Below are 22,628 nucleotides of genomic sequence, written 5' to 3'. Positions count from 1 at the left end.
CGCTCGATGACGGGACCTGTGCTGGAGCGTTTGCTCGCCGATGAGACACAGACAGCGCGGCTGGGCGAAGATCTGGCCCTGTCCCTGCGCGCCGGCGACGTGCTGGCGCTCAAAGGCGATCTCGGCGCCGGCAAATCGACACTGGCGCGGGCGCTGATCCGGGCGCTGGCCGATGATGGCAGCCTGGATGTGCCGAGCCCGACCTTCACCTTGGTGCAGAGCTACGACACGCGCATTCCGGTGCACCATTTCGACCTCTATCGCCTGGCCTCGGCAGCCGAGCTCGACGAACTCGGCTTCGACGAAGCGCTGACGCAAGGGGCTGCCCTGGTCGAATGGCCCGAGCGGGCGGAAGGCTATCTGCCGAAGACGACGCTCTCGATCGAACTCGTCCAGCATGGCGAGGGCCGGCTGGCGCGGCTGTCGGGGCAAGGCGCCGCCTTCGACCGCGCGGCGCGATCGCTGGCCATGCGCGATTTTCTGGAGAGGGCCGGCTGGGGCGACGCGCGGCGACGCCATTTCATCGGCGACGCCTCCGCCCGCTCCTATGAGATCGTGACGCTCGCCGGCCAGGAGCCGCGCGTGCTGATGAACTCGCCGCGGCTGGTGCTCGGCCCCGCCGTGCGCGACGGCAAACCCTATGCGGTGATCGCCCACACCGCTCAGTCGGTCACCGCCTTCGTCGCCATCGACCGCGCCTTGAAGGCCGGTGGCGTCAGCGTTCCGCAAATCCATGCCGAGGACCAGGACCAGGGCTTTTTGCTGCTCGAACATCTCGGTTCCGAGGGGTTTCTCGGCAAGGACGGCGAGCCGGTGGCCGAGCGCTATGCGGCGGCAGCCGAGTTGTTGGCCATGATGCATGGCAAGACCTGGCCGCAGCGCCTGCAAGCAGGACCCGGCAGCTTCCACGAGGTGCCGCCCTTCGACCGCGACGCGATGATGATCGAAGCCGATCTTTTGGTCGACTGGTATGTGCCGGCGATATCGGGCGGCCCGCCAAGCGACGATCTGCGCTCGGGCTACGCCAGGGAATGGAACGCGCTTTTCGACCGGCTGCAGGGCAGCGAATACACGCTGATGCTGCGCGACTTTCATTCGCCCAACATCATCTGGCGCGACGACCGCGCCGGCCATGACCGGCTGGGCATCGTCGACTTCCAGGATGCGCTGATCGGGCCTTCAGCCTATGACGTCGCCTCGCTGGCCATGGATGCCCGTGTCACCCTATCGCCCGAAATCGAGAAGAAGACGCTCGATGCCTATGTCGCAGCGCGCCATGCGGCAGGCGCCTTCGACGAAGCAAGTTTTCTGGAAGCCTATGCAATCATGGCCGCGCAGCGCAATTCCAAGATCCTCGGCATTTTCGTGCGTCTCGAAAAGCGCGACGGCAAACCTTATTATCTGAAGCACCTGCCGCGCATCCGCGACTATCTGCGCCGGGCGCTGTCCCATCCGGCGCTTGCCAGCCTGCGGGAATTCTACAATACGCACGGGCTGCTCGAGGAACGAACACTGTGACAAGACCGGACACTGCCATCGTCCTTGCCGCCGGGCTCGGCAAGCGCATGCGGCCGATCACCGATACGATCCCCAAGCCGCTGGTCAGGATCGCCGGCAAGACCTTGCTCGACTGGGGGCTCGACAGCCTCGCCGCCGCCGGCGTCGCCAAGGCGGTGGTCAACGTCCACTATCTTCCCGAGCAGATCGTCGCCCATGTCGCGGCGCGCAGCGCTCCGCGGATCATCATTTCCGATGAGAGCGACCGGCTGCTCGATTCGGCCGGGGGCATCGTCAAGGCGCTGCCGGAACTCGGCCAACAACCCTTCTATATCCTCAATGCCGACACGTTCTGGATCGACCACGGTCCGCTCAATCTCGGGCGGCTTGCCCTTGCGTGGGACGCCGCGAAAATGGATATTCTGCTGATGCTGGCGGATCTCCATCAGGCGACAGGACATTGTGGCAGCACCGATTTCCTGGTGGCGCCGGACGGTGCCCTGCGGCGTTCAAAAGGCGATCCGGCGGGCTTGATCTATGCCGGCGCGGCGATCGTCCATCCGCGCCTGTTCAAGGATGCATCGGCCGAACCGCATTCGCTCAACGCCTATTTCGATACCGCCATCGCCGCCGGCCGGCTGTTCGGCATGCCGATGCACGGCCACTGGATCACCGTCGGCACGCCCGATGCCATTCCGCTGGCGGAAGAAGCCGTCGCCGGCGCGCTAACCGAGTCGCAATGAGCGGCTCGAGCCGCGTTTTCTCGATCCCCCCCGGAGCGCCGTTCCTGCCGACGCTGGCCGAGGCGCTGCTTGCCGGCCGCCTGGTTCCGGGATTTCGTTTCGACGGCGATCCGCTCGCGCTCGCCGATGTCACCATCTATGTGCCGACGCGTCGTGCCGCGCGCGCCTTGCGCGGTGTCTTCGTCGACAGTTTGAGGGCACGCGGCGGCGGCGGTTCGGCGATCCTGCCGGTCATCCGCCCGCTCGGCGAATTCGACGAGGACGAAGCCCTGTTCGAGGCCGAGCCTTCGGCGGCGATCGATCTCGCGCCGCCGATCTCGGCGACCGAACGCCTGTTGCTGCTGACGCCGCTGGTGCGGGCCTGGAAGCGCCGGCTGCCGGAACATGTGGCGAAGCTTTTCGCCGAGGAAATCGTCATCCCCGCGTCCACCGCCGACGCGATCTGGCTGGCGCGCGATCTTGCGGGGCTGATGGACGAGATCGAGACGGAAGGCACCGACTGGACCAAGCTCGCCGATCTGGTGACCGGCAACCTTGCCGGCTGGTGGCAGGTGACGCTCGAATTCCTCGGCATCGTCACTGACGCCTGGCCGAAATTCCTGAGCGAGAGCGACCGCTCCAATCCGGCCGCGCATCGCAGCGCGCTGATCCGCTCCGAGGCGGCCCGGCTGCGGCGCAATCCGCCGGCCGGACCGGTCATCGCCGCCGGCTCGACCGGCTCGATACCCGCCACGGCCGAACTGCTTGCCGCGATCTCCCGCCTGCCCGGCGGCGCCATCGTGCTGCCCGGTCTCGACCGGACGCTGGACGAAGCGTCCTTCCAGGCGCTTGTCGCCCCCGGCGCGCGCCCAGCCGTACTTGGCCACCCGCAATATGGCCTGGCCAGGCTGATCGGCAAGATCGGCGTGCTGCGCTCCGACGTCGAAGAACTCAGCACGGCCGAACCGCACCTTGCGCTTCGCGCCGCGCTTGTCGGCGAAGCGCTGCGGCCGGCCGAGACCACCGAATTGTGGGCCGAAACACGCAGCGGGTTTTCGGCATCCGATATTGCCGGCGCCTTTGCCGAGGTGACGCTGCTGGAAGCCGCCAGCGAGCGTGACGAAGCCGTCGCCATCGCCGTTGCGCTGAAGCAGGCCGTGGAAGCCCCCGGCCAAAGGGCCGCGCTCGTCACCGGTGACCGCGCGCTGGCGCGACGCGTCTCGGTCGAACTCAAGCGCTTCGGTGTCGTCGCCGACGATTCCGGCGGCACGCCGCTCGCCAACAGCCCGGCGGCCAGCCTGCTCCGCCTGGCGCTGGAAGCGGTGTTCCGGCCGGGCGATCCCGTCGGCCTCTTGTCCCTGCTCAAGCACCCACTGCTTGGCCTCGGCCTCGAGCGTGCTGCCGTGCGCCATGCGGCAGAACTGCTCGAACTGGTGGCGCTGCGCGGCGGTACCGGCCGCCCCGACATCGTTTCGCTGCCGAAATTGTTCGAAAACCGTCTTACCGGCCTCGGCGATGACAGCCGGCCGCCCTTCTGGTTTTCCCGTCTCACCGTGCGCTCCATCGAGGATGCGCGGAGTTTGCTCGCGCGACTGACGGAAGCGCTGGCGCCGCTTTCGGCCTTTCGCGGCCAGGCGAATGCCGATCTTGCCGCGCTGGTCCAGGCCAGCGTCGTGGCTTTGGAAAGTCTCGGCCGTTCCGCTGATGGCGGCCTGGGCGACCTCTATGCCGGCGATGCCGGTGAAAAGCTTGCCGAATTGCTGCGCGGGCTGGTCGCTGCTTCGGCCTCGCTGTCATTCGCGGCGAGCGAATGGCCCGATGTGATGGACGCGCTGATCGCGCCCGAGACGGTCAAGCCGGCGCAAGGCACCGACAGGAACATCGCCATCTGGGGTGCGCTGGAAGCGCGGCTGCAGGACGTCGACACGCTGGTCATCGGCGGGCTCAACGAAGGTGTCTGGCCGCGCAAGCCGGAGAGCGACCGCTTCATGTCGCGGCTGATGAAGACCGGCATCGATCTCGAACCGCCGGAGCGGCGCATCGGCCTTGCCGCGCATGATTTCCAGATGGCGATGGGCGCGAGACGCGTCGTTCTGGCCCGCTCGGCGCGTTCCGGCGACGCCCCCGCCGTGCCGTCGCGTTGGCTGCAGCGGCTGCTTACCTTCATCGGCAACGACCAGGCGGCAACCCTGCGCCGGCGTGGCGACGAGCTGCTCGCCTGGGCACGCGCGCTCGACACCGGCCCAAAACAGGATTTCGCGCCGCGGCCGCAACCGAAGCCGCCATTGGCGGTGCGCCCAACGCATTTCTCGGTCACCGAGATCGAGACCTTGCGCCGGGATCCCTACGCCGTCTATGCCAGACGCATCCTCGGCCTGATGCCGCTCGATGCGCTCATCCGTGATCCCGGTGCCGCCGAACGCGGCACGCTGTTCCACGCCATCCTGCATCTGTTCTCGTCTGAGGTTGCCGATCCGCGCGCACCCGACGCGCTGGCCGGTCTCATTGCCGCCGGCCGCGCCTGCTTTGCCGAAGCCGCCCTTCCGGCCGATGTCGAGGCGGTGTGGTGGCCGCGCTTCGAAAAGCTCGCCGCCAACATCGTCAAATGGGAGCGCACGCGCGCCGATGCCGTGACCCGGCGCCATGCCGAGGAGCGGGCCGGCAAGACCCCGGTCGGCCAATCCGGCGTGACGCTGTCCGGCTATGCCGACCGCGTCGATCTGCTGGCCGGCGGCATGGCCGATATTCTGGACTACAAGACGGGTTCTTCGCCCTCCAAGGCGCAGGCGCACACGCTGCTGGCGCCGCAACTGGCGCTGGAGGGCGCTCTGCTGCGGCGTGGCGCGTTCAAGGATCTGGGCGCGCGCGAGCCGTCGCAACTGGCCTTCATCAGGTTGAAGCCGAATGGCGAGGTGTTCGAGGAGTCCATCCTCGAGCACAACCGCCAGCCACGGACCGCCGCCGACCTTGCGGAAGAGGCCTGGGCGCGGCTGGAAAAGCTGCTGATCCATTATGCCGACCCGCAGACCGGCTATCTGTCGCGCGCGCTGCCGTTTCGCGAGGGCGAGACCGATGGCGACTACGACCATCTCGCCCGCGTGCTCGAATGGTCGGCCGGCGGCGATGCCGGCGACGAGGGAGGGGAGGCATGAAGAAGGCCTATCCCATCCCGAGCGATACCGCCAACAGCCAGGCCCGCGCCGCAGATCCGCAGAATTCGGCCTGGGTGTCGGCCAATGCCGGCTCCGGCAAGACCCATGTGCTGGCCCAGCGCGTCATCCGGCTGCTGCTCAACGGCACCGACCCGTCGAAGATCCTGTGCCTGACCTATACGCGCGCCGCCGCCGCCAATATGTCGAACCGGGTCTTTTCCACGCTGTCGGACTGGACGGTGCTCGGTGACACCGAGTTGGCCGCGAAGATCGAGGCGCTGGAAGGGCGCCGCCCAGACCGCGACACGATGCGCCGGGCGCGGCGCCTGTTCGCCGAGGCACTGGAGACGCCAGGCGGACTGAAGATCCAGACCATCCACGCCTTCTGTGAATCGGTGCTCCACCAGTTCCCGCTTGAAGCCAACATTCCGGCCCATTTCGAGATGCTCGACGGCCAGATGGAGGCATCGCTGTTCGCTGCCGCGCGCCGCGAGATGATCACCGGCACGGCTGCCGGCAACCCGGATCTGGCCGACGCCTTCGCCACCGTGCTGGAACGCGGCGGCGAGGCCGGTCTCGATGCCTTGCTCGGCGAGATCGTGCGCAAGCGCGACGGGTTGCGGCAGTTCCTCGATGCGGTCGGGCGTGACGGCTTCCAGCCTTTGTTCGATGAATTCCATTTCCGCCCTGGCCAGACCGCCGAAGGGATTGCGGCATCGGTCTGGCCGCTGCCCGGCTTCCTGCCCGACTATTTCACCGGCTTCGCCCAGGCCGCCGAATCTACCGACGCCAGGTCGGTGCTGAACAACATCCTGCCCTATGCGCGCCAGGCTTTTGCCGAGAGCGATCCCGTTCGCCGCCTGCAATCGCTCGCCAGAGCCTTTCTCAAGACCGATGGCGATCCGTACGATCCGGCGAAGGCCTTCAAGAAAGCCCTGACCGACAGGCTGCCGGACCTTGCCGAGCGCTATGTCTCGGCGGCAAGCGCCATTATAGAAACCGTCGACCGGCTGGCGCTGTTCCGCATGCTGGAAGGCACACGAGCGGCACTGACCATCGCCGACTGGCTGATCGCCCGCTACGAAGTGCTGAAGCGCAGCCGCGGCTTTCTCGACTTCAACGATCTGATCACCCGCACGGTCAACCTTCTGGCGCGGCCCGATGCCGGCCCCTGGGTGCAATACAAGCTCGACCAGGGCATCGACCACATTCTGCTCGACGAGGCGCAGGACACCAGCCCGGATCAATGGGAGGTGGTGAAGCGGCTGGCGGAGGAATTTTTCGCCGGGCTCGGCGCGCGCGACCGGGTCCACCGCACGGTCTTCGCCGTCGGTGACGAGAAGCAGTCGATCTATTCCTTCCAGGGAGCCGCGCCCGACTCGTTCGCCGACAGCCGGCTGTTGTTCGCCGGCCGGGTGCGCGATGCCGAGGCATCCTTCGCCGACCTCAAGCTGACCTGGTCGTTCCGTTCGACCGACGACGTTCTGGCCGCCGTCGACCGCGTCTTTGCCGATCCCGTCGTGCGGCGCGGCATCAGCCATGATCCCGATCCGTTGAGCCACAAGGCCATCCGCACCGATGCGCCGGGCTATGTCGAGGTCTGGCCGTCGATCGGCGCCGATGTCGTCGACGAGCCCGACGACTGGACGCAAGCCATCGACCACGCCCATGCGCCGGCGGTGCGCGTTGCCGAGAATGTCGCGGCGACCATTGCCGGCTGGATCGGCAAAAGCGAGATCATCGAAGGCCGCGGCAAGCGGCTGCGGCCGGGCGACGTGCTGGTGCTGGTGCGCAAACGCGACAGTTTTGTCCATGCGCTGACCCGCGCCTTGAAGCGCCGCGACATCCCGGTTGCCGGCGCCGACCGGCTGAGCCTACCCGGCCACATCGCGGTCAAGGACCTGATCGCGCTCGGTCATCTGCTGATCCAACCGCAGGACGACCTGTCGCTCGCGGCCGTGCTGCGCAGCCCGATCTTCGATCTGCCGGAGGAGGCACTGTTCACGCTCGCCGCGCAAAGGCCGCCCGGCCTGTCGCTGGCCGCGTCGCTGCGCCAGCATGCCGAAGAAAACGAGCGCCTGGCGAAGATTGTCGCGCAACTCGACGCCTGGGCTGACGAGGCCGCCTTCAAACCGGTGTTCGAACTCTATGCCGGCCTGCTGGCGCGTGATGGCGTGCGTAAAAGGATGATTGCGAGGCTTGGGCCGGAAGCCGGGGATATTCTCGACGAATTCCTGAGCTTCTGTCTTGCCGAGGAACGGACCGGCCTGCCCGGGCTGGAAGCCTTCCTGTCGACGCTGGAAAATGCCGGGCCCGAGATCAAGCGCGAGATGGACCAGACGCGCGACGAGGTTCGCGTCATGACCGTGCACGCCGCCAAGGGCCTGGAGGCGCCAGTGGTGTTCCTGGTCGATGGCGGTTCCGCTCCGTTCAGCGACCAGCATCTGCCGCGGCTGATGCCCTTCGACGGCTCAGGCACTTTCTGGTACGGCAAGGGCTACCTCTGGCGCTCGGCCAGCGACGTCGCCAACGGCTTCTCGAAGGCGGCAGCCGCCAGGGCAAGGGAACTCGCCGACGACGAGTACCGCCGGCTGCTCTATGTCGGCATGACCCGCGCCGAGGACCGGCTGATCGTCTGCGGCTATCACGGCAAGCGGGCGCCGAACACCGGCACCTGGCATTCGATCGTCAGCCGCGCGCTAACCGGCGCGCCGGAAAGCGAACAGCGCGCGCATCCCGCCGGCGGCGAGCCGGTGCATCGTTTCCACGTCACCAAGCTGCCGCCCGTCGCGGCGAGCGCCGATGAACAGGCGCGGCAGGCCGATGCTTTCGGTCCGCTGCCGGGGACCCTGTTCCGGCCCTTGCCGCCCTTCGAGGACCTGCCGCGGCCGCTGTCGCCATCCGGCGCCTCAGCGCTGATCGACGAAGGCAAGGAAGCGGTCGTCGACAAGGCTTCACCGGTGCTGGACGCCGATGCCGAGCCCGGCTTTGCCGTGCTGCGCGGTCTCGCCTTGCACAAGCTGCTGCAGATGCTGCCCGGCATTGCCGAGGGTGAACGCCAGGGCGCGGCCGAGCGTTATCTCGCGCGAACGGGTGCCGTGTGGCCGCCGTCGGAGAGGGAAAAGGCCATGGCATCGGTCATCGCCATCCTCGACGATCCACGCCTCGGCCAACTTTTCGCGCCCTCCTCGCGCGCCGAGGTGGCGGTCATGGGCCGCCTGCAAGTGAGGGGCAAAACACGCTCGATTTCCGGCAAGATCGACCGGCTGGCGGTGACCGCGGACACGGTGTCGATCGTCGACTACAAGACCAACCGGCCGGCGCCCGCTTCGCTGGCCGAAGTCCCGCCGGCCTATCTTTTGCAGTTGGCGCTTTATCGCGCCCTGCTGCAGCCGCTTTATCCTGGGCGCGAGGTCAAGGCGGCCCTTCTGTTCACCGAAGCGCCAAGGCTGATCGAGCTGCCGGCCCGGACCATGGATGACGCCCTTGCCCGACTCACAGGAGCGTGACACAAGACCTGCTTGAAGAAGGGCCAGATAACCACCACATTTGGTGCGACAAAGAACTCTCGAAAGGAATTTTCCGCATGGGTGCCACCGTCAAGGTCGACAAGAACAATTTCCAGGCTGACGTGCTCAACGCCAACGTACCGGTTGTGGTCGATTTCTGGGCGGAATGGTGCGGCCCCTGCAAGCAGATCGCGCCGTCGCTCGAAGACATCGCCACTGAACTCGGAGCCAAGATCAAGATCGCCAAGCTCAACATCGACGAGAATCCCGAGCTTGCCGCCCAATTTGGCGTGCGCTCGATCCCGACGCTGATGATCTTCAAGGGCGGTGAAGTGGCCGACATGAAGGTTGGTGCAGCGCCCAAGACCGCGCTGTCGCACTGGATCAATGGCAGCCTCTGATCCTCTCTGTTTAGACGCAATTCCGGACAGAAAACCGCTTCACACTTTTCTTGGAATTGCTTTGAAATTCCCGATATCAAGAGCCCGGCCATCGCGCCGGGCTTTTTGTTGGCGTCACCTACAGCGCCGCGCATCCTTGGATGCGCAGAGGACGCTGTAGCAGTTGGATGGCTCATTATCCTCTGGGTCATGCGCTGGGCGGCTCTGGCCCTCACATCAGGGCACGCCATGTCTTCTGCTGGGAACCAGAAACAGGGAGAGCGACATGACCGGATCCGCCAAGGCCACCGTCTTCATCGACAATGAGCGCGTCATCGTCACCGAGTACCGCTTCCAGCCCGGCGACAATACCGGCTGGCATCGCCATGGCCACGACTATGTCGTGGTGCCGCTGATGGACGGCAAGCTGAAGTTGGTGACCAAAGACGGCGAGACCTTCGCCGAGATGAAGAAAGGCGCGCCCTATTTCCGCAAGGAGGGTGTGGAACACGACGTCATCAGCGCCAATGACGGCGAATATGCTTTTATCGAGATCGAGTTGAAGTAAGCAGGCTCATCGCGCATGAGATGGCACGCCATCAAGTGCCATCTTGATGGCAGAGACGCGTAGGCTTATATTCCCTTTTCCAAAGGGAGTCTTAAATGGCCGAACCACAGCTCTCGGTCCGCAGCGCGAAAGCACGTGACCTGGCTCATAGGCTTGCTCGTCGCGAGAACCGCTCGATAGCCGACGTGGTCGAACGCGCGCTTGAATCCTACGAGATTCGAGAGGCTGGCCGCGAACCTGCTTCCATTTTCTATGCCAGCCTGACCGCAAGCAGTGGCGTCGACATCGATCTGGAGAACGTTATTCGCCAAGGTCGTGAGGTTCATTCAGGAATTGAGCTTTGATTTTCGTCGATACCAACGTGATTTCGGAGTCTCTGAAGAAGACGCCGGATCCAGCCGTGCTGGCGTGGCTTGTGCGCAATGACGCCGAACTGGCGCTTCCCACGGTGACGATTGCTGAAGTCGCCTTCGGTATTCAAAAGATACCTGACGAGCGTGCGGATCGGCTGGAACAGGGACTTTCCCGATGGCGGCATCGATTTGCCGACCGGATTTTTGGACTGACGGAAGAGGCTGCCTTGGCTTACGGCGAGATCATGGGGGCCGCGACACGCCAAGGTCGCGGCATGTCGGCTCCCGATGGCATGATCGCGGCGATAGCGCGCGTGAATGGAGGCCGGCTGGCAACCCGAAATCTCAACGACTTCGGCACCACCAGCCTGGACCTGATCTCACCATGGAATTTCTGAAGCATGTCTAGTCACCAGTCGGCGATACGGTCGCCGCCGACGAACTGCGCGCTTTTGGCGGTGTATTCGAACAGCTCGATCTTCACGCCGTTGGGATCGCGTATCCAGGCCTGAAAGGTGTCGTCGCAGGCATGCTTCTTGGCCGTGACGTCGACGCCCTTCGACTTGATGTGGGCGATCGCCGCGTCGATGTTTTCGACCTCAAGGCAGAAATGGTTGATCTGGTTGAGTTCGCTATAGGTGGTGGCTTCCTTCTGGAACACCTCGACGTGGCTGCCGCCGCCGCAATCGAGATAGAAGCCGAAAATCTTGCCGTCGCGCAGGAAATTGAACCTTGTGTCCATGCCGAGCACGTCGCGGTAGAAACTGCGCGTCGCTTCCAGATCATGCGCGAAAATGCAGACATGGGCGAGCTGCTTCACCTTGATCATCACGGGCTCCTTGTGCAAGCCAGGCTCTCAGGTTGGCGGCGTGCCATTCTCGGCGAGCACCGAGCCGGCCAGATAGAGTGATCCGCCGATCAGGATGCGCGGCGCCGGGCCGTCCCAGGTGTCGCGCAGCAGCATCAGCGCGTTGGCGACGGAACTCACCGGCTCGGCCGTCAGCCCGGCTTCCGTGGCCCGGATCGCCAGCTCATCGTTCGGCACGCCGGCATCGCTCAGGCTCACCGGCACGGTGTAGACATGCCGGACGAGGCCCTTGAAGGCGCGGAAATAGCCGCTCTGGTCCTTGGTGTTGATCATGCCCGAAATGAGGAACAGCGGCCGCGGGTTCTTCTCTTCCTGTTCGGCCAGCGCCTCGGCGACGACCACGCCGGCGCCCGGATTGTGGCCGCCGTCGAGCCAGATGTCGGTGCCCTTCGGCGCCAGCTCCGTCAGCCGGCCTTGCATCAGCTTCTGCATCCGGCCGGGCCAGACGACATGGGTCATCGCCTTCTCGGCGGCGCGGTGGCTGATCTCGAAGCCCGCCGCCTTGACCGCGGCGATCGCGGCGGCCGCATTGGCGAACTGGTGGCGCCCGGGCAGGCGCGGCGGCGGAAGGTCCATCAGGCCGTCCTCGTCCTGGTAGACCATGCGGCCGTTTTCCTCGAAGGCGAGGAAATCCTGGCCATAGACGAAGGTCGGGCACTCCAGCCGCTCGGCGGTCTCGATCAGCACCTGCAGCGCCGTCTCGCTTTCCTGCGCGCCGATCACCACCGGGCAGCCGCGCTTCATGATGCCGGCCTTTTCGGCAGCGATCAGTTCGACCCGGTCGCCGAGATAGGCTTCATGGTCCATCGACACCGGCATGATCACCGTCACGGCGGGCCGGGCGACAACATTGGTGGCGTCGAAGCGGCCACCGAGGCCGACCTCGATGATGGCGGCTTCGGCCGGATGTTCGGAAAACAGGATGAAGGTGACGGCGGTGAGGATCTCGAAGACGGTGATCTTCTGGCCGTCATTGGCCTTGGCGACGCGGGCAATGGCCTCGGCGAAGGTCTCATCGTCGACGAGTTTGCCGCCGCCTTCGGCGGCCAGCCGGTAGCGCTCGGCCCAGTTCACCAGATGCGGCGAAGTGTGGACATGGACAAGGTGGCCGGCGGCTTCAAGCAGCGCGCGAGAAAAGGCGGCGCAGGAACCCTTGCCGTTGGTGCCGGCGATGTGGATGACCGGCGGCAGCAGATCCTGCGGACTGCCAAGCCGCTCCAAGAGCCGCGTGATGCGGTCGAGCGAAAGGTCGAAGCCTTTCGGGTGAAGCGCCATCAGGGCTTCGATTTCGCGGTCGGCGGCAAGCGTTGTCATGACAAAATCCCGGCGCATGGCCCAAGCACCAGAATCAATCCCGGAATGGCCATGGCAATCAAAAGGCTACAGCGCGCGATGGACATGGCGCAATCGCTGTTCGCGGCGGCCAAAGCCGCGTTATGCATGTCGTTTCCCAAAACCGAGGTCACTTTTGGGCGACATGCACAGTGTCGTGTCAGGCCTGCGGCCTGGCTTCGGCGGCAACCACCGCGGGCGGCAGGATTTCCGGCTCCAGCGGCTTCTGCTCGCCTGGCATCTTGAGCAGCATCTTCAACAGCCGCGCTATCGTTTGGCGCATCTCCAGCCGCGACACCACCATGTCGACCATGCCGTGCTCCATCAGATATTCGGAGCGCTGGAAGCCGTCCGGCAGTTTCTCCCGGATCGTCTGTTCAATGACGCGCGGCCCGGCAAAGCCAATCAGCGCGCCCGGTTCGGCGATATGCACGTCGCCCAGCATGGCATAGGAGGCGGTGACGCCGCCGGTGGTCGGGTTGGTCAGCACGACGATATAGGGAAGGCCGGCTTCCTTCAGCCTGTCGACGCCGACCGTGGTGCGCGGCAATTGCATAAGGGACAAAATACCTTCCTGCATGCGGGCGCCGCCAGAAGCGGCGAACAGGATCAGCGGCCGCTTGCGCTGCAGCGCAACTTCGAAAGCGTGCACGATGGCGTCGCCCGCCGCCATGCCGAGCGAGCCGCCCATGAAGGCGAAATCCTGCACCGTCACCACCACCGGCAGGCCCTCGATGGTGCCCAGCGCGTTGACGATGGCGTCTTCCAGCCCGGTCTTGGCCTTGGCGTCCTTCAGCCGGTCGGTGTAGCGCTTCTCGTCGCGGAACTTCAGCGGATCCAGCACAACCTTGGGGTTTTCGAGCTGCTCGTACCTGCCGTCATCGAGGAAGTATTTCAGCCGCTCCTTGGCCGAGATCTTCATGTGATGGCCGGAAGACGGGATGACGAACTGATTGGATTCCAGATCCTTGTGGAACACCATTTCGCCGGTCTCGGGATCCTTGATCCAGAGATTCTCGGGCATGTCGGTGCGCCGGCCGAGCATCGAATTGATCTTCGGGCGAACGTAATTGGTGATCCAGTTCATCGCTTCGGCTCCTGTCCTGACGAAGAGTTGGCTAAAGACGTAGGAAAACTATTCGGCGGCAGCAAGGCGGGCCGAGCGCACGCCTTGCGCCAGGCCGCTGACCAGCGTGGCGACGGCCTCGGCCGGGTCGGCGGTCTTTTCGCCCTTCGGCCCCAGCACATTGGCGACCGCATTGACGATCGCCGTGCCAACGACGACGCCATCGGCATTGGCGCCGATGACACGCGCCTGTTCGGCGGTCTTGACGCCGAAGCCGACGCAGACCGGCAGGTCTGTGTGGCCCTTGATGCGCGTGACGGCGGCGGCCACCTTGCCGGTGTCGGCCAGCGCCGAACCGGTGATGCCGGTCATCGAGACGTAGTAGACGAAGCCGGAGGTGTTCTGCAGCACTTTCGGCAGGCGCTTGTCGTCGGTGGTCGGCGTCGCCAGGCGGATGAAGTTGATGCCGGCCTTCAGCGCCGGAATGCAGAGTTCCTCGTCCATTTCCGGCGGCAGGTCGACGACGATCAGCCCGTCGATGCCGCTGGCCAGCGCGTCTTTCAGGAAGCGATCGACGCCATAGATGTAGATCGGGTTGTAGTAGCCCATCAGCACGATCGGCGTTTCATTGTCGCCGGCGCGGAACTCGGACGCCATCTTCAGCGTCTTGACCAGCGTCTGGCCGCCTTTCAGCGCCCGCAGGCCCGCCGCCTGGATCGCCGGACCGTCGGCCATCGGGTCGGAAAACGGCATGCCGAGCTCGATGATGTCGGAGCCGGCGCCGGGCAGCGCCTTCATAATCGACAGTGAGGTGTCGTAGTCGGGGTCGCCGCCCATGAAATAGGTGACGAGTGCCGGGCGGCCTTCGGTCTTGAGCTTCGCCATGCGGCGGTCGATGCGGGTCGTCATGTGTGGCCCTTTGGACGAATTTTGCTCATAATCAACTCCCAAGTCGAAACTTGTTCAAAGGGCCTAGATCTCCATGCCCAGCATCGAGGCCACCGTGTGCACGTCCTTGTCGCCACGGCCAGACAGGTTGACGATGACGATCTGGTCCTTGTCCATGGCAGGCACGATCTGCACCGCGTGCGCGATCGCGTGCGCCGATTCCAGCGCCGGGATGATGCCTTCGACGCGCGTCGTCAGCTTGAAGGCTTCCAGCGCCTCGTCATCGAGGATCGGCACATATTCGACGCGGCCGGTATCGCGCAGCCAGGAATGTTCCGGGCCGACGCCGGGATAGTCGAGACCGGCCGAGATCGAATGGCCGTCCATGATCTGGCCGTCGGCGTTCTGCAGGAGATAGGTGCGGTTGCCATGCAGCACGCCGGGCGAGCCGGCATTCATCGAGGCGCAATGCTCGATGCCGTCGAGACCACGTCCGCCTGCTTCGATGCCGATGATGCGCACATCCTTGTCGTCGAGGAAGGGATGGAACAGGCCGATGGCATTCGAGCCGCCGCCGACGGCGGCGATGATGGTGTCGGGCAGCCGGCCTTCCCGTTCGAGGATCTGCGCGCGCGCCTCGGTGCCGATTACCGACTGGAAGTCGCGCACCAGTTCCGGATAGGGATGCGGGCCGGCGGCGGTGCCGATCAGGTAATAGGTGTCGTCGACATTGGTGACCCAATCACGAAGGGCTTCGTTCATGGCATCCTTCAGCGTGCCGTGGCCGGCGGTGACCGGCCGCACTTCGGCGCCGAGCAGCTTCATGCGGAACACGTTCGGGCTCTGCCGGGCGACGTCGGTGGCGCCCATATAGACGACGCAGGGATAGCCGAAGCGGGCGGCGACGGTGGCGGACGCCACGCCATGCTGGCCGGCACCGGTCTCGGCGATGATGCGCTTCTTGCCCATGCGCTTGGCCAGCAGGATCTGGCCGAGGCAGTTGTTGATCTTGTGCGACCCGGTGTGGTTCAGGTCCTCGCGCTTGAAATAGACTTTTGCGCCGCCGAGATGTTTCGTAAGACCCTCGGCGAAATAGAGCTTCGACGGGCGCCCGGCATAGTGGGTCGAAAGATCGGTGAGCTCAGCCCTGAAATCCGGATCGTTTTTGACCTCGTTCCAGTGCCTCTCCAGGTCGAGGATCAGCGGCATCAGCGTTTCGGCGACGAAGCGGCCGCCGAAAATGCCGAACATGCCCTGCTCGTCGGGTCCGGTGCGGAAGGAATTGGGTGTCGCCGGCTGGTCCATCGCCGATCTCCTGGTCTCGATGTGGGAGCATGTCCTTGTCGGAAAACCGGTTACCACTTTTCCGGGGCATGCTCAGGTTTGAGCCGGTCAGGCGGCGCGGTTGTCGCGCGCTGCCCTGACGGCCCGGAAAAACTGTTCGATCAACGCCGGGTCCTTGACGCCCGGCGCGCTTTCGACGCCTGAGGAAATGTCTATTCCGGGCGGGTTCGCAAGCCGAAGGGCATCGCCGATGTTGGCGGCGTTGAGCCCACCGGAAAGCATGTAATCGACGCCGGCGTCAAGGCCGGCGAGGATGCGCCAGTCGAAGGCCACGCCATTGCCGCCCGGCAACTCGGAGCCCTTTGGCGGCTTGGCGTCGAACAGGAAGCGGTCGGCGACGCCGATGAATGGCTTGATCCGGTCGAGATCGGCCGCCTCGCTGAGTGGCAACGCCTTCATCACCGGCAAGCCATAGCGAGCTTTCAGTTCAGCCACCCGTTCGGGGTGTTCGGAGCCGTGCAACTGCAACATGTCGGGCTGCATGGCCGTGACGATTGCGTCCAGGAAGGCGTCGCTGGCGTCGACCGCGACAGCAACCGCCAAGGCCTTGCCGCGCGCGGCTTCGCGCAGGCGGCCGGCTTCAGCCGGCTCGACATAGCGAGGGCTTTTCGCGAAGAAAATAAAGCCGACATGGCTGGCACCGCCGGCGAGCGCCGCGGCCATTGCCTGGTCGGTCTTCAAGCCGCAGATTTTGATGTCGAGCGCCATGGCGCGGGAATTGGCATGAAATCGAGCCAGAGTCGAGAAAAAGCATACTGTTTGCCGGCAAGGCCAAAGGCGCTACCTATTGATGGACGGGATTATCAGCATGCCGGGCGGGAGAACGATCATGGCCGACAGAACGGTTGCCGAACTGAAGCAGAAGATCGCGCAGGCGCGCGAAGTCATCGCCCATCTGATGGACAAGGCCGCCTTCAACGGCGCCGAGGCGCATCGCGCGCTCGACTATTTCGGCAGCGATGAATTCGACCGGAATTTCCTACCGTGGCCGCATCATGGCGATGAGGGGCTGCGGCCGGAGGAACTCAACGCCGCGAATGACGACTGACTACTCGAACACGATCGCCTGCAGCGCACCGCCGTTGCGCTTCAGCCAGTCCTTGCAGCGGTCGGTGTCGGGGCAGAGTTTTTCGCACAATTTCCAGAATTTCGGACCGTGGTTCATCTCCTTGAGATGCGCGACCTCGTGCGCCACGAGGTAGTTTATCACAGGCTGCGGCGCCATCATGATGCGCCAGGAGAAGGAGAGATTGCCTTCCGAGGTGCAGGAGCCCCAGCGGCTGGAGGTGTCCTTGTAGCGGATCGCCTTGGCGCGCTTGCCGAGCGCCTCGGTGTGTTTGACCACCAGCTTCTCGATCTCCTTCTTGGCCTCGCGCTTCAAGAAGTCGGCGATGCGGCGCGGCAGGTGCACACGGTCGCCATGCACGATCAGCAGCGGGCCGCGCTCGTCACGCGATACCGTCACGGTGCCGCGCTTCGACGGTTCATGGACGATGCGGTGCGCCACGCCCCGGATCGGGATCTTGATGCCCGGCCGCACTTGCGGGCGCGTCGGCACCTTGGCCAGGCGCTGCTCCAGCCAATCCTGATGGCGGTCGAGGAACCTGTCCACCTCGCCACGCCGCAGGCCGGGCGGCACGGTGATGCGCAGGCCCTGGCCGCCGGAATCGATGCGCAGCGTCAGGCGCCGTGCCCGGGCGCTCTCGACGATCTTGAGCGGCAGCGTGCGACCGGCGACGCAATATTCGCGCTCCACGACTGGCGTGGCCTTGGGCTTCGTCAGATTGCGGAAGAATCCGATGGTCATGGCGGGACGATACGCGATTCGAGAAAAACGACTAGAACAAAAAAGAAACGGCGCCGCTCGCGCGACGCCGTCATCGTACCTTGGCTCGTCGCAAAGCCTCAGTCGTCAAGCAGGTTCGAGCCCTTGCCGCGCTTGGTAGGGGTCGTGCCGGTGCTCGGATCGGTCTTCGCCGGCGCGGTCGACTTGTTGCGCTTCGCCATGAAGCGATCGAACTCGTCCTGATCCTTGGCGCGACGCAGTTCGCGGGCATAGTCGTCGAACTCGGTCAGCATGTCGTCGAGCTTGCGGCGCTCCTCGGCGAGGCGCTCAAGCTCCTTTTCGCGCCAGTCGTCGAAAGCGACGTTGCCGGTGCGGGCGGAGCCATTGCCCCAGCGCGCGGCCTTGTCGGAACCGCGGCGGCAGCCGGCGAAGATGCCGTCCGTCGCACGGTTGACGTCACGCTTGAAGCCGTCGAGCCGGTCGCCCCAGATGATGTAGGCGAGCATGGCGAAGCCGAGCGGCCAGAACACCATGAAGCCGATCACCATCAACGCGATGGTTGCCGGCGTCCAGGCCGGGCGGATCAATGCAGATGTGTTCATTTTCTCCCATTCCTTCGGTTGGAGACAGCCAAGACCGGCTGCGTGGAATCGAAATGGGAAGGCAAAAACGGCGATTCAAGACAATGTCCGCCAAAACCGGACAAGGGTCTGAAATGATTATCGCTTTTTGAGCCTGTCGAGGAAAAGCACGACCAGCCCGGCGATCAGCCCCCAGAATGCCGCGCCAACACCGAACAGGGTCAGCCCCGAAGCGGTGACGACAAAGGTGACGGTGGCGGCCATGCGATCGCCTTCGTCCTTCAGCGCGATCGCCAGCGCGTTGGCCAGCGAGGCCATCAGCGCCAGGCCCGCCACCAGCACGATCAGACTCTGCGGCAGGACGGCGAAGATCGCCACCAGCGAGGCGCCGAAAATCGCGAAGATGAGATAGGCGACCGCATAAAACGGGCCGGTCTTCCAGCGCTCGGCGGGGTCGGGATGTACGTCCGGCCCGGTGCAGATCGCCGCCGAAATCGCCGCCAGATTCGTCGTCGAGCCACCGAATGGCGCCGACAACAGGGAAAACAGGCCGGTGACGCCGATCAACGGGCCGGGCTCCGGGTGGTAGCCGGCGGCGCGCAGCACGGCCAGCCCCGACAGGTTCTGCGAGGCCATGGTGACGAGATAGAGCGGCAGCGCCAGGCCGATCATCGCCTTGGCGGTGAAATCAGGTGAAATCAGCGTCAGCGTCGACAGTTCGGGTGTCGGCAGGCCGCCGACACGGCCGGTGAGAAATGCGGCGAGACCGCCGCCGACCAGCACCGACAGCACCGACAGCGCCGGGTGGAACACGCGGATCAAGAAGAAGGCCGCGATCAGCGGCAGGATCAGCCAGGGGTCGACGGGAACGGTCTTGACCGCATTGAGGGCGAAGGTGACGACGATGCCGGCGAGCATGCCTGAAGCGACGGAGGGCGGTATCCTGGAGATCAATTGCGTCAACGGCCGGAACAGGCCGGTGGCGATCAACAGGATGGCGGTGGCGATGAAGGCGGCGACGGCCTCGCCGATCGAAAAGCCGGTCGACGCCGCCATCAGCGCCAGGCCTGGCGTCGACCATGCGGTAATGACAGGCATTTTCGTGCGCCAGGACAGCCACAGGCTCTCGATCGCCATGGCCAGGCAAATGGCCGTCACCCAACTCGCCGTCTGAATTTGCGTGGCGCCGACCGCGTGGGCGGCGGCAATGACGATGGCCAGCGTACCGCCAAAGCCGACGATTGCCGCGACGAAGGCCGAGATCGGAATGGAAAGGCGCATCGTCACTTGCCCCGCCCGGCCATGTCGCCGACCGCGCGCACCAGCATGTCGAGGTCCTGCGGCCGCGACAGGCGGTGATCGCCGTCGGGAATCAGCGACAGCGTGACATCATCGGCCGGCAGCAGGCTGACCAGCTTCAGAGCGTGGCTCGACGGTACGTCCGGATCGGCCAGCCCCTGCAGGATGTGCACCGGGCAATGCGTGTCGATCGGCCCAGTCATCACCCGGTTGGCGCGCCCGTCCTCGATCAAAGCGCGGGTATAGATGTAAGGCTCCGTGGAATAGTCCGACGGCTCGGCGAAGAATCCCTTCTCAGCGAGGGCGCGCTTCTGCGCTTTGGTCAGCACGGGCTCGACCAGCTCGGAGGTAAAATCCGGCGCCGGTGCCAGCAGCACCAGGCCGACGACGCTTGCGTCGCCCGCCTTACGCAATTCCTGCACCATGCGCAGCGCGATCCAGGCGCCCATCGACGAGCCGACCAGGATCTGATTGCCCTTGGCAAACTTCCGGAACACGGCAAGGCTCTGCGAAAGCCATGTCGAAATCGTGCCGTCGGCAAAGGCGCCGCCGGATTCGCCGTGGCCGGAATAGTCATGGCGCAGGAAGGCGCGACCCTCTTTCGCCGCCCAGTCCGACAGGGTCTGCGCCTTAGTGCCCAGCATGTCCGACTTGTAGCCGCCGAGCCAGACGATACCGGGCGTCGAACCCGCATTATGGCGCACCGCGATGCGCGATCCATCGACATCGAGAAAGGTTGGGGGCGTGACGGTCATGGCTTTTTCCTCAGGCCCCTCTTCTGGCTCGGGGTTCTTGTGGCACAGCCACGGGCGTGGCGAAAAGTGCTCGCGCCGTTTCTTTGTTTGGTGCAGGCGGTGATCAGGGTGATTTTCTATCAATGCTGTGCTATTGACTCCGCCCGCGCGCTCACCACATTGGCGCGTCCACGCATCAAGACTGACAAATCCTGAACGAAACGGCCAAGGAGACCACGACCATTCGCAGACCTTTCAAAGCAGCGGCGCCGACCAAGGATGGGCCGCGCTCCAACCGTGACATCCGGGTTCCCCGGGTCCAGCTTATCGACGCCGAAGGCCAGAACCGCGGCGATGTTTCCATCAACGACGCATTGCTGCTCGCCGAAGAGGCGGGGCTCGATCTCGTTGAGATATCGCCCAATGCGGTGCCGCCCGTCGTAAAGATCCTCGATCTCGGCAAGTTGAAATACGCCAACCAGAAGAAGGCGGCCGAGGCGCGCAAGAATCAGAAGGTCATCGAGATCAAGGAGATCAAGATGCGCCCGAACATCGACAGCCATGACTACGAGACCAAGATGAAAGCGGTGCGCCGCTTCTTCGAGGAGGGCGACAAGGTCAAGCTGACATTGCGCTTCCGCGGCCGCGAGATGGCGCATATGGAGCTCGGCATGCAGCTTCTGAACAAGGTGCGCGAGGAAGTGGCGACCATTGCCAAGGTCGAGGCGGAGCCGAAGCTCGAAGGCCGCCAGATGATGATGGTGCTGGCGCCGCGCTAGCTAAAGGTGTGCTGAATACCGACACATCTGAGATCACGATAAAGTCAGGCGTGACCAGCGCTCCAAATCCGCCTGAATTGTCTTGCAGAGCGTCCCGGCGATCGGCGGGACGCCTGTTTCTCGGCTAAAGCTGCGATCGCCGGCTTTGTATTATGCATGTCGTCCTCCCAAAACCTGGGCCACTTTTGGGCGACATGCAATAGCTCCTCGACGATCGGATATCCCCTTGGACAACGAACTCAAATACGGGCTGGGCAATTACCAGCAGATGCGACGGCTGGTGCTTGCCGTGCTCGTGGTGGTGCTGTTTCTGGCGCTGCTGTTCGGTCAATCGACCTTCCCGCCCGACACGCCGGTGCATGAAACAATCGAGATGTTCGGCGTGCTCCTGATTTTCCTCGGCATCGTCGGCCGCCTTTGGGCGACGCTCTATATAGGCGGGCGCAAATCCTCCGAGGTGGTGACGGGCGGGCCCTACTCGATCACCCGCAACCCGCTCTACGTGTTCTCGACGGTGGCCGCGGCCGGGGTCGGCGCACAAATCGGCTCGTTCTCGGGCATCATCCTGTTCGCACTGCTGTGCGCCGGCGCCTTCCACATCGTCATCCTGCGCGAGGAGAAATTCCTTAGGGAAGCGCTCGGTGCGCCCTATCAGGCCTATCTGGACAAGGTGCCGCGTTTCTTCCCGAAGCTTTCCCTCTACCAGGAGGGCGACACTGGCAGCTTCAAGCCACGCCTGCTGTTGACCACGCTGCTCGACGGCCTGGTGTTCCTGATCGCCCTGCCGGCCTTCGAACTGATCGACGGCGCGCAGCAGTCGGGCATGCTGCCGGTGTGGTTCACGCTGCCCTGAGCGGGGGACACAGCGTCTCACGGCTTCAGGTGTTGCGCACAGGCCGTCTTTGACGTATAGGACCGCCGTTCAAGAAAACCGCCCGGCAGGGCATGCCGTGGCGGTTTCATTTGCTTTTCGGGCTTTGGTCGGCCCGGAGCGAACAAGAAGCGCGATAGTGCGCCAACAATACGGAGTAGCAAAATGCCCAAGATGAAGACCAAGTCGGCCGCCAAGAAGCGGTTCAAGATCACAGGTACGGGTAAAGTCCTGTCGGCTGCGGCCGGCAAGCGTCACGGCATGATCAAGCGTTCCAACAAGTTCATTCGAAATGCCCGCGGCACGATGGTTCTGGCTGAACCGGATGGCAAGAAGGTCATCAAGAATTTTCTGCCGAACGGCCTCTAAGGCATTCGGTCCGGACACGCAGTAGTTTTACGCAATTCCGAACGGAAAGCCGCAGGCACCTGGAATTGCTTTTAAGGAGATCATGACATGGCACGCGTAAAGAGAGGCGTCACCTCGCACGCCAAGCACAAGAAGGTCCTGAAAGCCGCCAAGGGCTTCTACGGCCGCCGCAAGAACACCATCCGCATCGCCAAGCAGGCGGTGGAAAAGTCGCTGCAGTACGCCTACCGCGACCGCAAGAACCGCAAGCGCTCGTTCCGCGCGCTGTGGATCCAGCGCATCAATGCCGCGACCCACGAGCATGGCCTGACCTATGGCCGCTTCATCGATGGCTTGAACAAGGCCGGAATCGAGATCGATCGCAAGATCCTGTCCGACATGGCCATCCATGAGCCGCAGGCTTTCGCCGCGCTCGTGGCCAAGGCCAAGGTCGCGCTCGAATATCTGAAGAACACCACGCCGAACGCTTTTGAAAGCGCTGTCGCCTAAGACCAGCGCTTCCCAAGCATTCGCAATTCTGATTTGGGGAA

23 protein-coding genes are annotated in these 22,628 nt (G+C 64.5%); 13 read left to right on the top strand and 10 right to left on the bottom strand.

Features of this window, described 5'->3' with window-relative positions; translation table 11 throughout:
- The first annotated feature begins 6 nt into the window (after positions 1 to 6).
- The 8 genes from tsaE (at position 7) to ACVILI_RS06550 (ending at position 10,579) form a co-directional block, all read left to right on the top strand.
- On the top strand, positions 7 to 1,518 hold the full coding sequence (gene tsaE / locus ACVILI_RS06585; RefSeq protein WP_038651507.1) for a tRNA (adenosine(37)-N6)-threonylcarbamoyltransferase complex ATPase subunit type 1 TsaE: 1,512 nt from the start codon (positions 7 to 9) through the stop codon (positions 1,516 to 1,518).
- Positions 1,515 to 2,240 (top strand): nucleotidyltransferase family protein, encoded by a 726-nt coding sequence (locus ACVILI_RS06580; RefSeq protein ID WP_019862679.1) that lies wholly within the window; start codon positions 1,515 to 1,517, stop codon positions 2,238 to 2,240. Before tsaE ends, ACVILI_RS06580 begins: the two co-directional genes overlap by 4 nt.
- Positions 2,237 to 5,371 (top strand): double-strand break repair protein AddB, encoded by a 3,135-nt coding sequence (gene addB, locus ACVILI_RS06575; RefSeq protein WP_038651504.1) that lies wholly within the window; start codon positions 2,237 to 2,239, stop codon positions 5,369 to 5,371. The genes ACVILI_RS06580 and addB overlap by 4 nt, the downstream gene beginning before the upstream one ends.
- Positions 5,368 to 8,880: a double-strand break repair helicase AddA gene (gene addA / locus ACVILI_RS06570; protein WP_038651501.1), complete on the top strand. Its 3,513-nt coding sequence runs from the start codon at positions 5,368 to 5,370 to the stop codon at positions 8,878 to 8,880. The genes addB and addA overlap by 4 nt, the downstream gene beginning before the upstream one ends.
- A gap of 77 nt (positions 8,881 to 8,957) precedes the next feature.
- Positions 8,958 to 9,281 carry a thioredoxin gene (trxA, locus tag ACVILI_RS06565; RefSeq protein ID WP_010912931.1) on the top strand — a complete coding sequence of 108 codons (324 nt, stop codon included), beginning with the start codon at positions 8,958 to 8,960 and terminating at the stop codon, positions 9,279 to 9,281.
- Between the two features lie 265 nt (positions 9,282 to 9,546).
- Complete coding sequence (locus tag ACVILI_RS06560) at positions 9,547 to 9,828, top strand: cupin domain-containing protein (protein ID WP_019862676.1); 282 nt, start codon at positions 9,547 to 9,549, stop codon at positions 9,826 to 9,828.
- A gap of 95 nt (positions 9,829 to 9,923) precedes the next feature.
- A complete protein-coding gene (locus tag ACVILI_RS06555; RefSeq protein ID WP_019862675.1) occupies positions 9,924 to 10,172 on the top strand; it encodes a type II toxin-antitoxin system VapB family antitoxin in 249 nt (82 codons plus the stop codon).
- Positions 10,169 to 10,579, top strand: coding sequence for a type II toxin-antitoxin system VapC family toxin (locus ACVILI_RS06550; protein WP_038651498.1), 411 nt, complete (start codon positions 10,169 to 10,171; stop codon positions 10,577 to 10,579). The genes ACVILI_RS06555 and ACVILI_RS06550 overlap by 4 nt, the downstream gene beginning before the upstream one ends.
- An 11-nt stretch (positions 10,580 to 10,590) precedes the next feature.
- Here ACVILI_RS06550 and ACVILI_RS06545 read toward each other — a convergent pair whose 3' ends face one another.
- From ACVILI_RS06545 to ACVILI_RS06520, 6 genes are all read right to left on the bottom strand, one after another.
- Positions 10,591 to 11,010 (bottom strand): VOC family protein, encoded by a 420-nt coding sequence (locus tag ACVILI_RS06545; RefSeq protein ID WP_038651495.1) that lies wholly within the window; start codon positions 11,008 to 11,010, stop codon positions 10,591 to 10,593.
- A gap of 27 nt (positions 11,011 to 11,037) precedes the next feature.
- Positions 11,038 to 12,363, bottom strand: a complete 1,326-nt coding sequence (locus tag ACVILI_RS06540; RefSeq protein ID WP_027047649.1) for a bifunctional folylpolyglutamate synthase/dihydrofolate synthase — start codon at positions 12,361 to 12,363, stop codon at positions 11,038 to 11,040.
- A 178-nt stretch (positions 12,364 to 12,541) separates the two neighbouring features.
- Complete coding sequence (gene accD, locus ACVILI_RS06535) at positions 12,542 to 13,468, bottom strand: acetyl-CoA carboxylase, carboxyltransferase subunit beta (protein ID WP_010912925.1); 927 nt, start codon at positions 13,466 to 13,468, stop codon at positions 12,542 to 12,544.
- A gap of 48 nt (positions 13,469 to 13,516) precedes the next feature.
- The gene (trpA, locus tag ACVILI_RS06530; protein WP_019862669.1) at positions 13,517 to 14,356 is read right to left on the bottom strand and encodes a tryptophan synthase subunit alpha; all 840 of its coding nucleotides are present in this window, start codon (positions 14,354 to 14,356) and stop codon (positions 13,517 to 13,519) included.
- A 63-nt stretch (positions 14,357 to 14,419) separates the two neighbouring features.
- Positions 14,420 to 15,640: a tryptophan synthase subunit beta gene (trpB, locus tag ACVILI_RS06525; protein WP_019862668.1), complete on the bottom strand. Its 1,221-nt coding sequence runs from the start codon at positions 15,638 to 15,640 to the stop codon at positions 14,420 to 14,422.
- 87 nt (positions 15,641 to 15,727) lie between these two features.
- The gene (locus ACVILI_RS06520; RefSeq protein WP_019862667.1) at positions 15,728 to 16,387 is read right to left on the bottom strand and encodes a phosphoribosylanthranilate isomerase; all 660 of its coding nucleotides are present in this window, start codon (positions 16,385 to 16,387) and stop codon (positions 15,728 to 15,730) included.
- A gap of 121 nt (positions 16,388 to 16,508) precedes the next feature.
- Here ACVILI_RS06520 and ACVILI_RS06515 point away from each other — a divergent pair, with 121 nt between their 5' ends.
- Positions 16,509 to 16,727 (top strand): hypothetical protein, encoded by a 219-nt coding sequence (locus ACVILI_RS06515; RefSeq protein ID WP_027047648.1) that lies wholly within the window; start codon positions 16,509 to 16,511, stop codon positions 16,725 to 16,727.
- Here ACVILI_RS06515 and ACVILI_RS06510 read toward each other — a convergent pair whose 3' ends face one another.
- From ACVILI_RS06510 to ACVILI_RS06495, 4 genes are all read right to left on the bottom strand, one after another.
- Positions 16,728 to 17,486: a M48 family metallopeptidase gene (locus tag ACVILI_RS06510; RefSeq protein WP_019862665.1), complete on the bottom strand. Its 759-nt coding sequence runs from the start codon at positions 17,484 to 17,486 to the stop codon at positions 16,728 to 16,730. It lies immediately after the preceding gene.
- Positions 17,487 to 17,584: 98 nt separating this feature from the next.
- Positions 17,585 to 18,067, bottom strand: a complete 483-nt coding sequence (locus ACVILI_RS06505; protein ID WP_027047647.1) for a DUF2852 domain-containing protein — start codon at positions 18,065 to 18,067, stop codon at positions 17,585 to 17,587.
- A 117-nt stretch (positions 18,068 to 18,184) separates the two neighbouring features.
- Positions 18,185 to 19,327 (bottom strand): benzoate/H(+) symporter BenE family transporter, encoded by a 1,143-nt coding sequence (locus ACVILI_RS06500; protein WP_081296163.1) that lies wholly within the window; start codon positions 19,325 to 19,327, stop codon positions 18,185 to 18,187.
- Between the two features lie 2 nt (positions 19,328 to 19,329).
- Complete coding sequence (locus ACVILI_RS06495) at positions 19,330 to 20,100, bottom strand: alpha/beta hydrolase (protein WP_019862662.1); 771 nt, start codon at positions 20,098 to 20,100, stop codon at positions 19,330 to 19,332.
- 221 nt (positions 20,101 to 20,321) lie between these two features.
- Here ACVILI_RS06495 and infC point away from each other — a divergent pair, with 221 nt between their 5' ends.
- The 4 genes from infC (at position 20,322) to rplT (ending at position 22,587) form a co-directional block, all read left to right on the top strand.
- Positions 20,322 to 20,858, top strand: a complete 537-nt coding sequence (gene infC / locus ACVILI_RS06490; protein ID WP_010912915.1) for a translation initiation factor IF-3 — start codon at positions 20,322 to 20,324, stop codon at positions 20,856 to 20,858.
- A 226-nt stretch (positions 20,859 to 21,084) separates the two neighbouring features.
- The gene (locus tag ACVILI_RS06485) at positions 21,085 to 21,711 is read left to right on the top strand and encodes a methyltransferase family protein (RefSeq protein ID WP_019862659.1); all 627 of its coding nucleotides are present in this window, start codon (positions 21,085 to 21,087) and stop codon (positions 21,709 to 21,711) included.
- 183 nt (positions 21,712 to 21,894) lie between these two features.
- Positions 21,895 to 22,098: a 50S ribosomal protein L35 gene (gene rpmI, locus ACVILI_RS06480; RefSeq protein ID WP_006201248.1), complete on the top strand. Its 204-nt coding sequence runs from the start codon at positions 21,895 to 21,897 to the stop codon at positions 22,096 to 22,098.
- 87 nt (positions 22,099 to 22,185) lie between these two features.
- Positions 22,186 to 22,587, top strand: a complete 402-nt coding sequence (rplT, locus tag ACVILI_RS06475; protein WP_006201247.1) for a 50S ribosomal protein L20 — start codon at positions 22,186 to 22,188, stop codon at positions 22,585 to 22,587.
- Positions 22,588 to 22,628 lie beyond the last annotated feature (41 nt).

The organism is Mesorhizobium sp. USDA 4775 (genome assembly GCF_054062655.1).
This window is presented reverse-complemented; position numbering and strand designations above follow the sequence as displayed.

Bases quoted from the DNA above. Each gene is read 5' to 3' on its own strand.
- tsaE (WP_038651507.1), top strand. From the start codon at position 7: ATGACGGGACCTGTGCTGGAGCGTTTGCTCGCCGATGAGACACAGACA.
- addB (WP_038651504.1), top strand. From the start codon at position 2,237: ATGAGCGGCTCGAGCCGCGTTTTCTCGATCCCCCCCGGAGCGCCGTTC.
- addA (WP_038651501.1), top strand. From the start codon at position 5,368: ATGAAGAAGGCCTATCCCATCCCGAGCGATACCGCCAACAGCCAGGCC.
- trxA (WP_010912931.1), top strand. From the start codon at position 8,958: ATGGGTGCCACCGTCAAGGTCGACAAGAACAATTTCCAGGCTGACGTG.
- ACVILI_RS06560 (WP_019862676.1), top strand. From the start codon at position 9,547: ATGACCGGATCCGCCAAGGCCACCGTCTTCATCGACAATGAGCGCGTC.
- ACVILI_RS06555 (WP_019862675.1), top strand. From the start codon at position 9,924: ATGGCCGAACCACAGCTCTCGGTCCGCAGCGCGAAAGCACGTGACCTG.
- ACVILI_RS06545 (WP_038651495.1), bottom strand. From the start codon at position 11,010: ATGATCAAGGTGAAGCAGCTCGCCCATGTCTGCATTTTCGCGCATGAT.
- ACVILI_RS06540 (WP_027047649.1), bottom strand. From the start codon at position 12,363: ATGACAACGCTTGCCGCCGACCGCGAAATCGAAGCCCTGATGGCGCTT.
- accD (WP_010912925.1), bottom strand. From the start codon at position 13,468: ATGAACTGGATCACCAATTACGTTCGCCCGAAGATCAATTCGATGCTC.
- trpA (WP_019862669.1), bottom strand. From the start codon at position 14,356: ATGACGACCCGCATCGACCGCCGCATGGCGAAGCTCAAGACCGAAGGC.
- trpB (WP_019862668.1), bottom strand. From the start codon at position 15,640: ATGGACCAGCCGGCGACACCCAATTCCTTCCGCACCGGACCCGACGAG.
- ACVILI_RS06520 (WP_019862667.1), bottom strand. From the start codon at position 16,387: ATGGCGCTCGACATCAAAATCTGCGGCTTGAAGACCGACCAGGCAATG.
- ACVILI_RS06515 (WP_027047648.1), top strand. From the start codon at position 16,509: ATGGCCGACAGAACGGTTGCCGAACTGAAGCAGAAGATCGCGCAGGCG.
- ACVILI_RS06510 (WP_019862665.1), bottom strand. From the start codon at position 17,486: ATGACCATCGGATTCTTCCGCAATCTGACGAAGCCCAAGGCCACGCCA.
- ACVILI_RS06505 (WP_027047647.1), bottom strand. From the start codon at position 18,067: ATGAACACATCTGCATTGATCCGCCCGGCCTGGACGCCGGCAACCATC.
- ACVILI_RS06500 (WP_081296163.1), bottom strand. From the start codon at position 19,327: ATGCGCCTTTCCATTCCGATCTCGGCCTTCGTCGCGGCAATCGTCGGC.
- ACVILI_RS06495 (WP_019862662.1), bottom strand. From the start codon at position 20,100: ATGACCGTCACGCCCCCAACCTTTCTCGATGTCGATGGATCGCGCATC.
- rpmI (WP_006201248.1), top strand. From the start codon at position 21,895: ATGCCCAAGATGAAGACCAAGTCGGCCGCCAAGAAGCGGTTCAAGATC.
- rplT (WP_006201247.1), top strand. From the start codon at position 22,186: ATGGCACGCGTAAAGAGAGGCGTCACCTCGCACGCCAAGCACAAGAAG.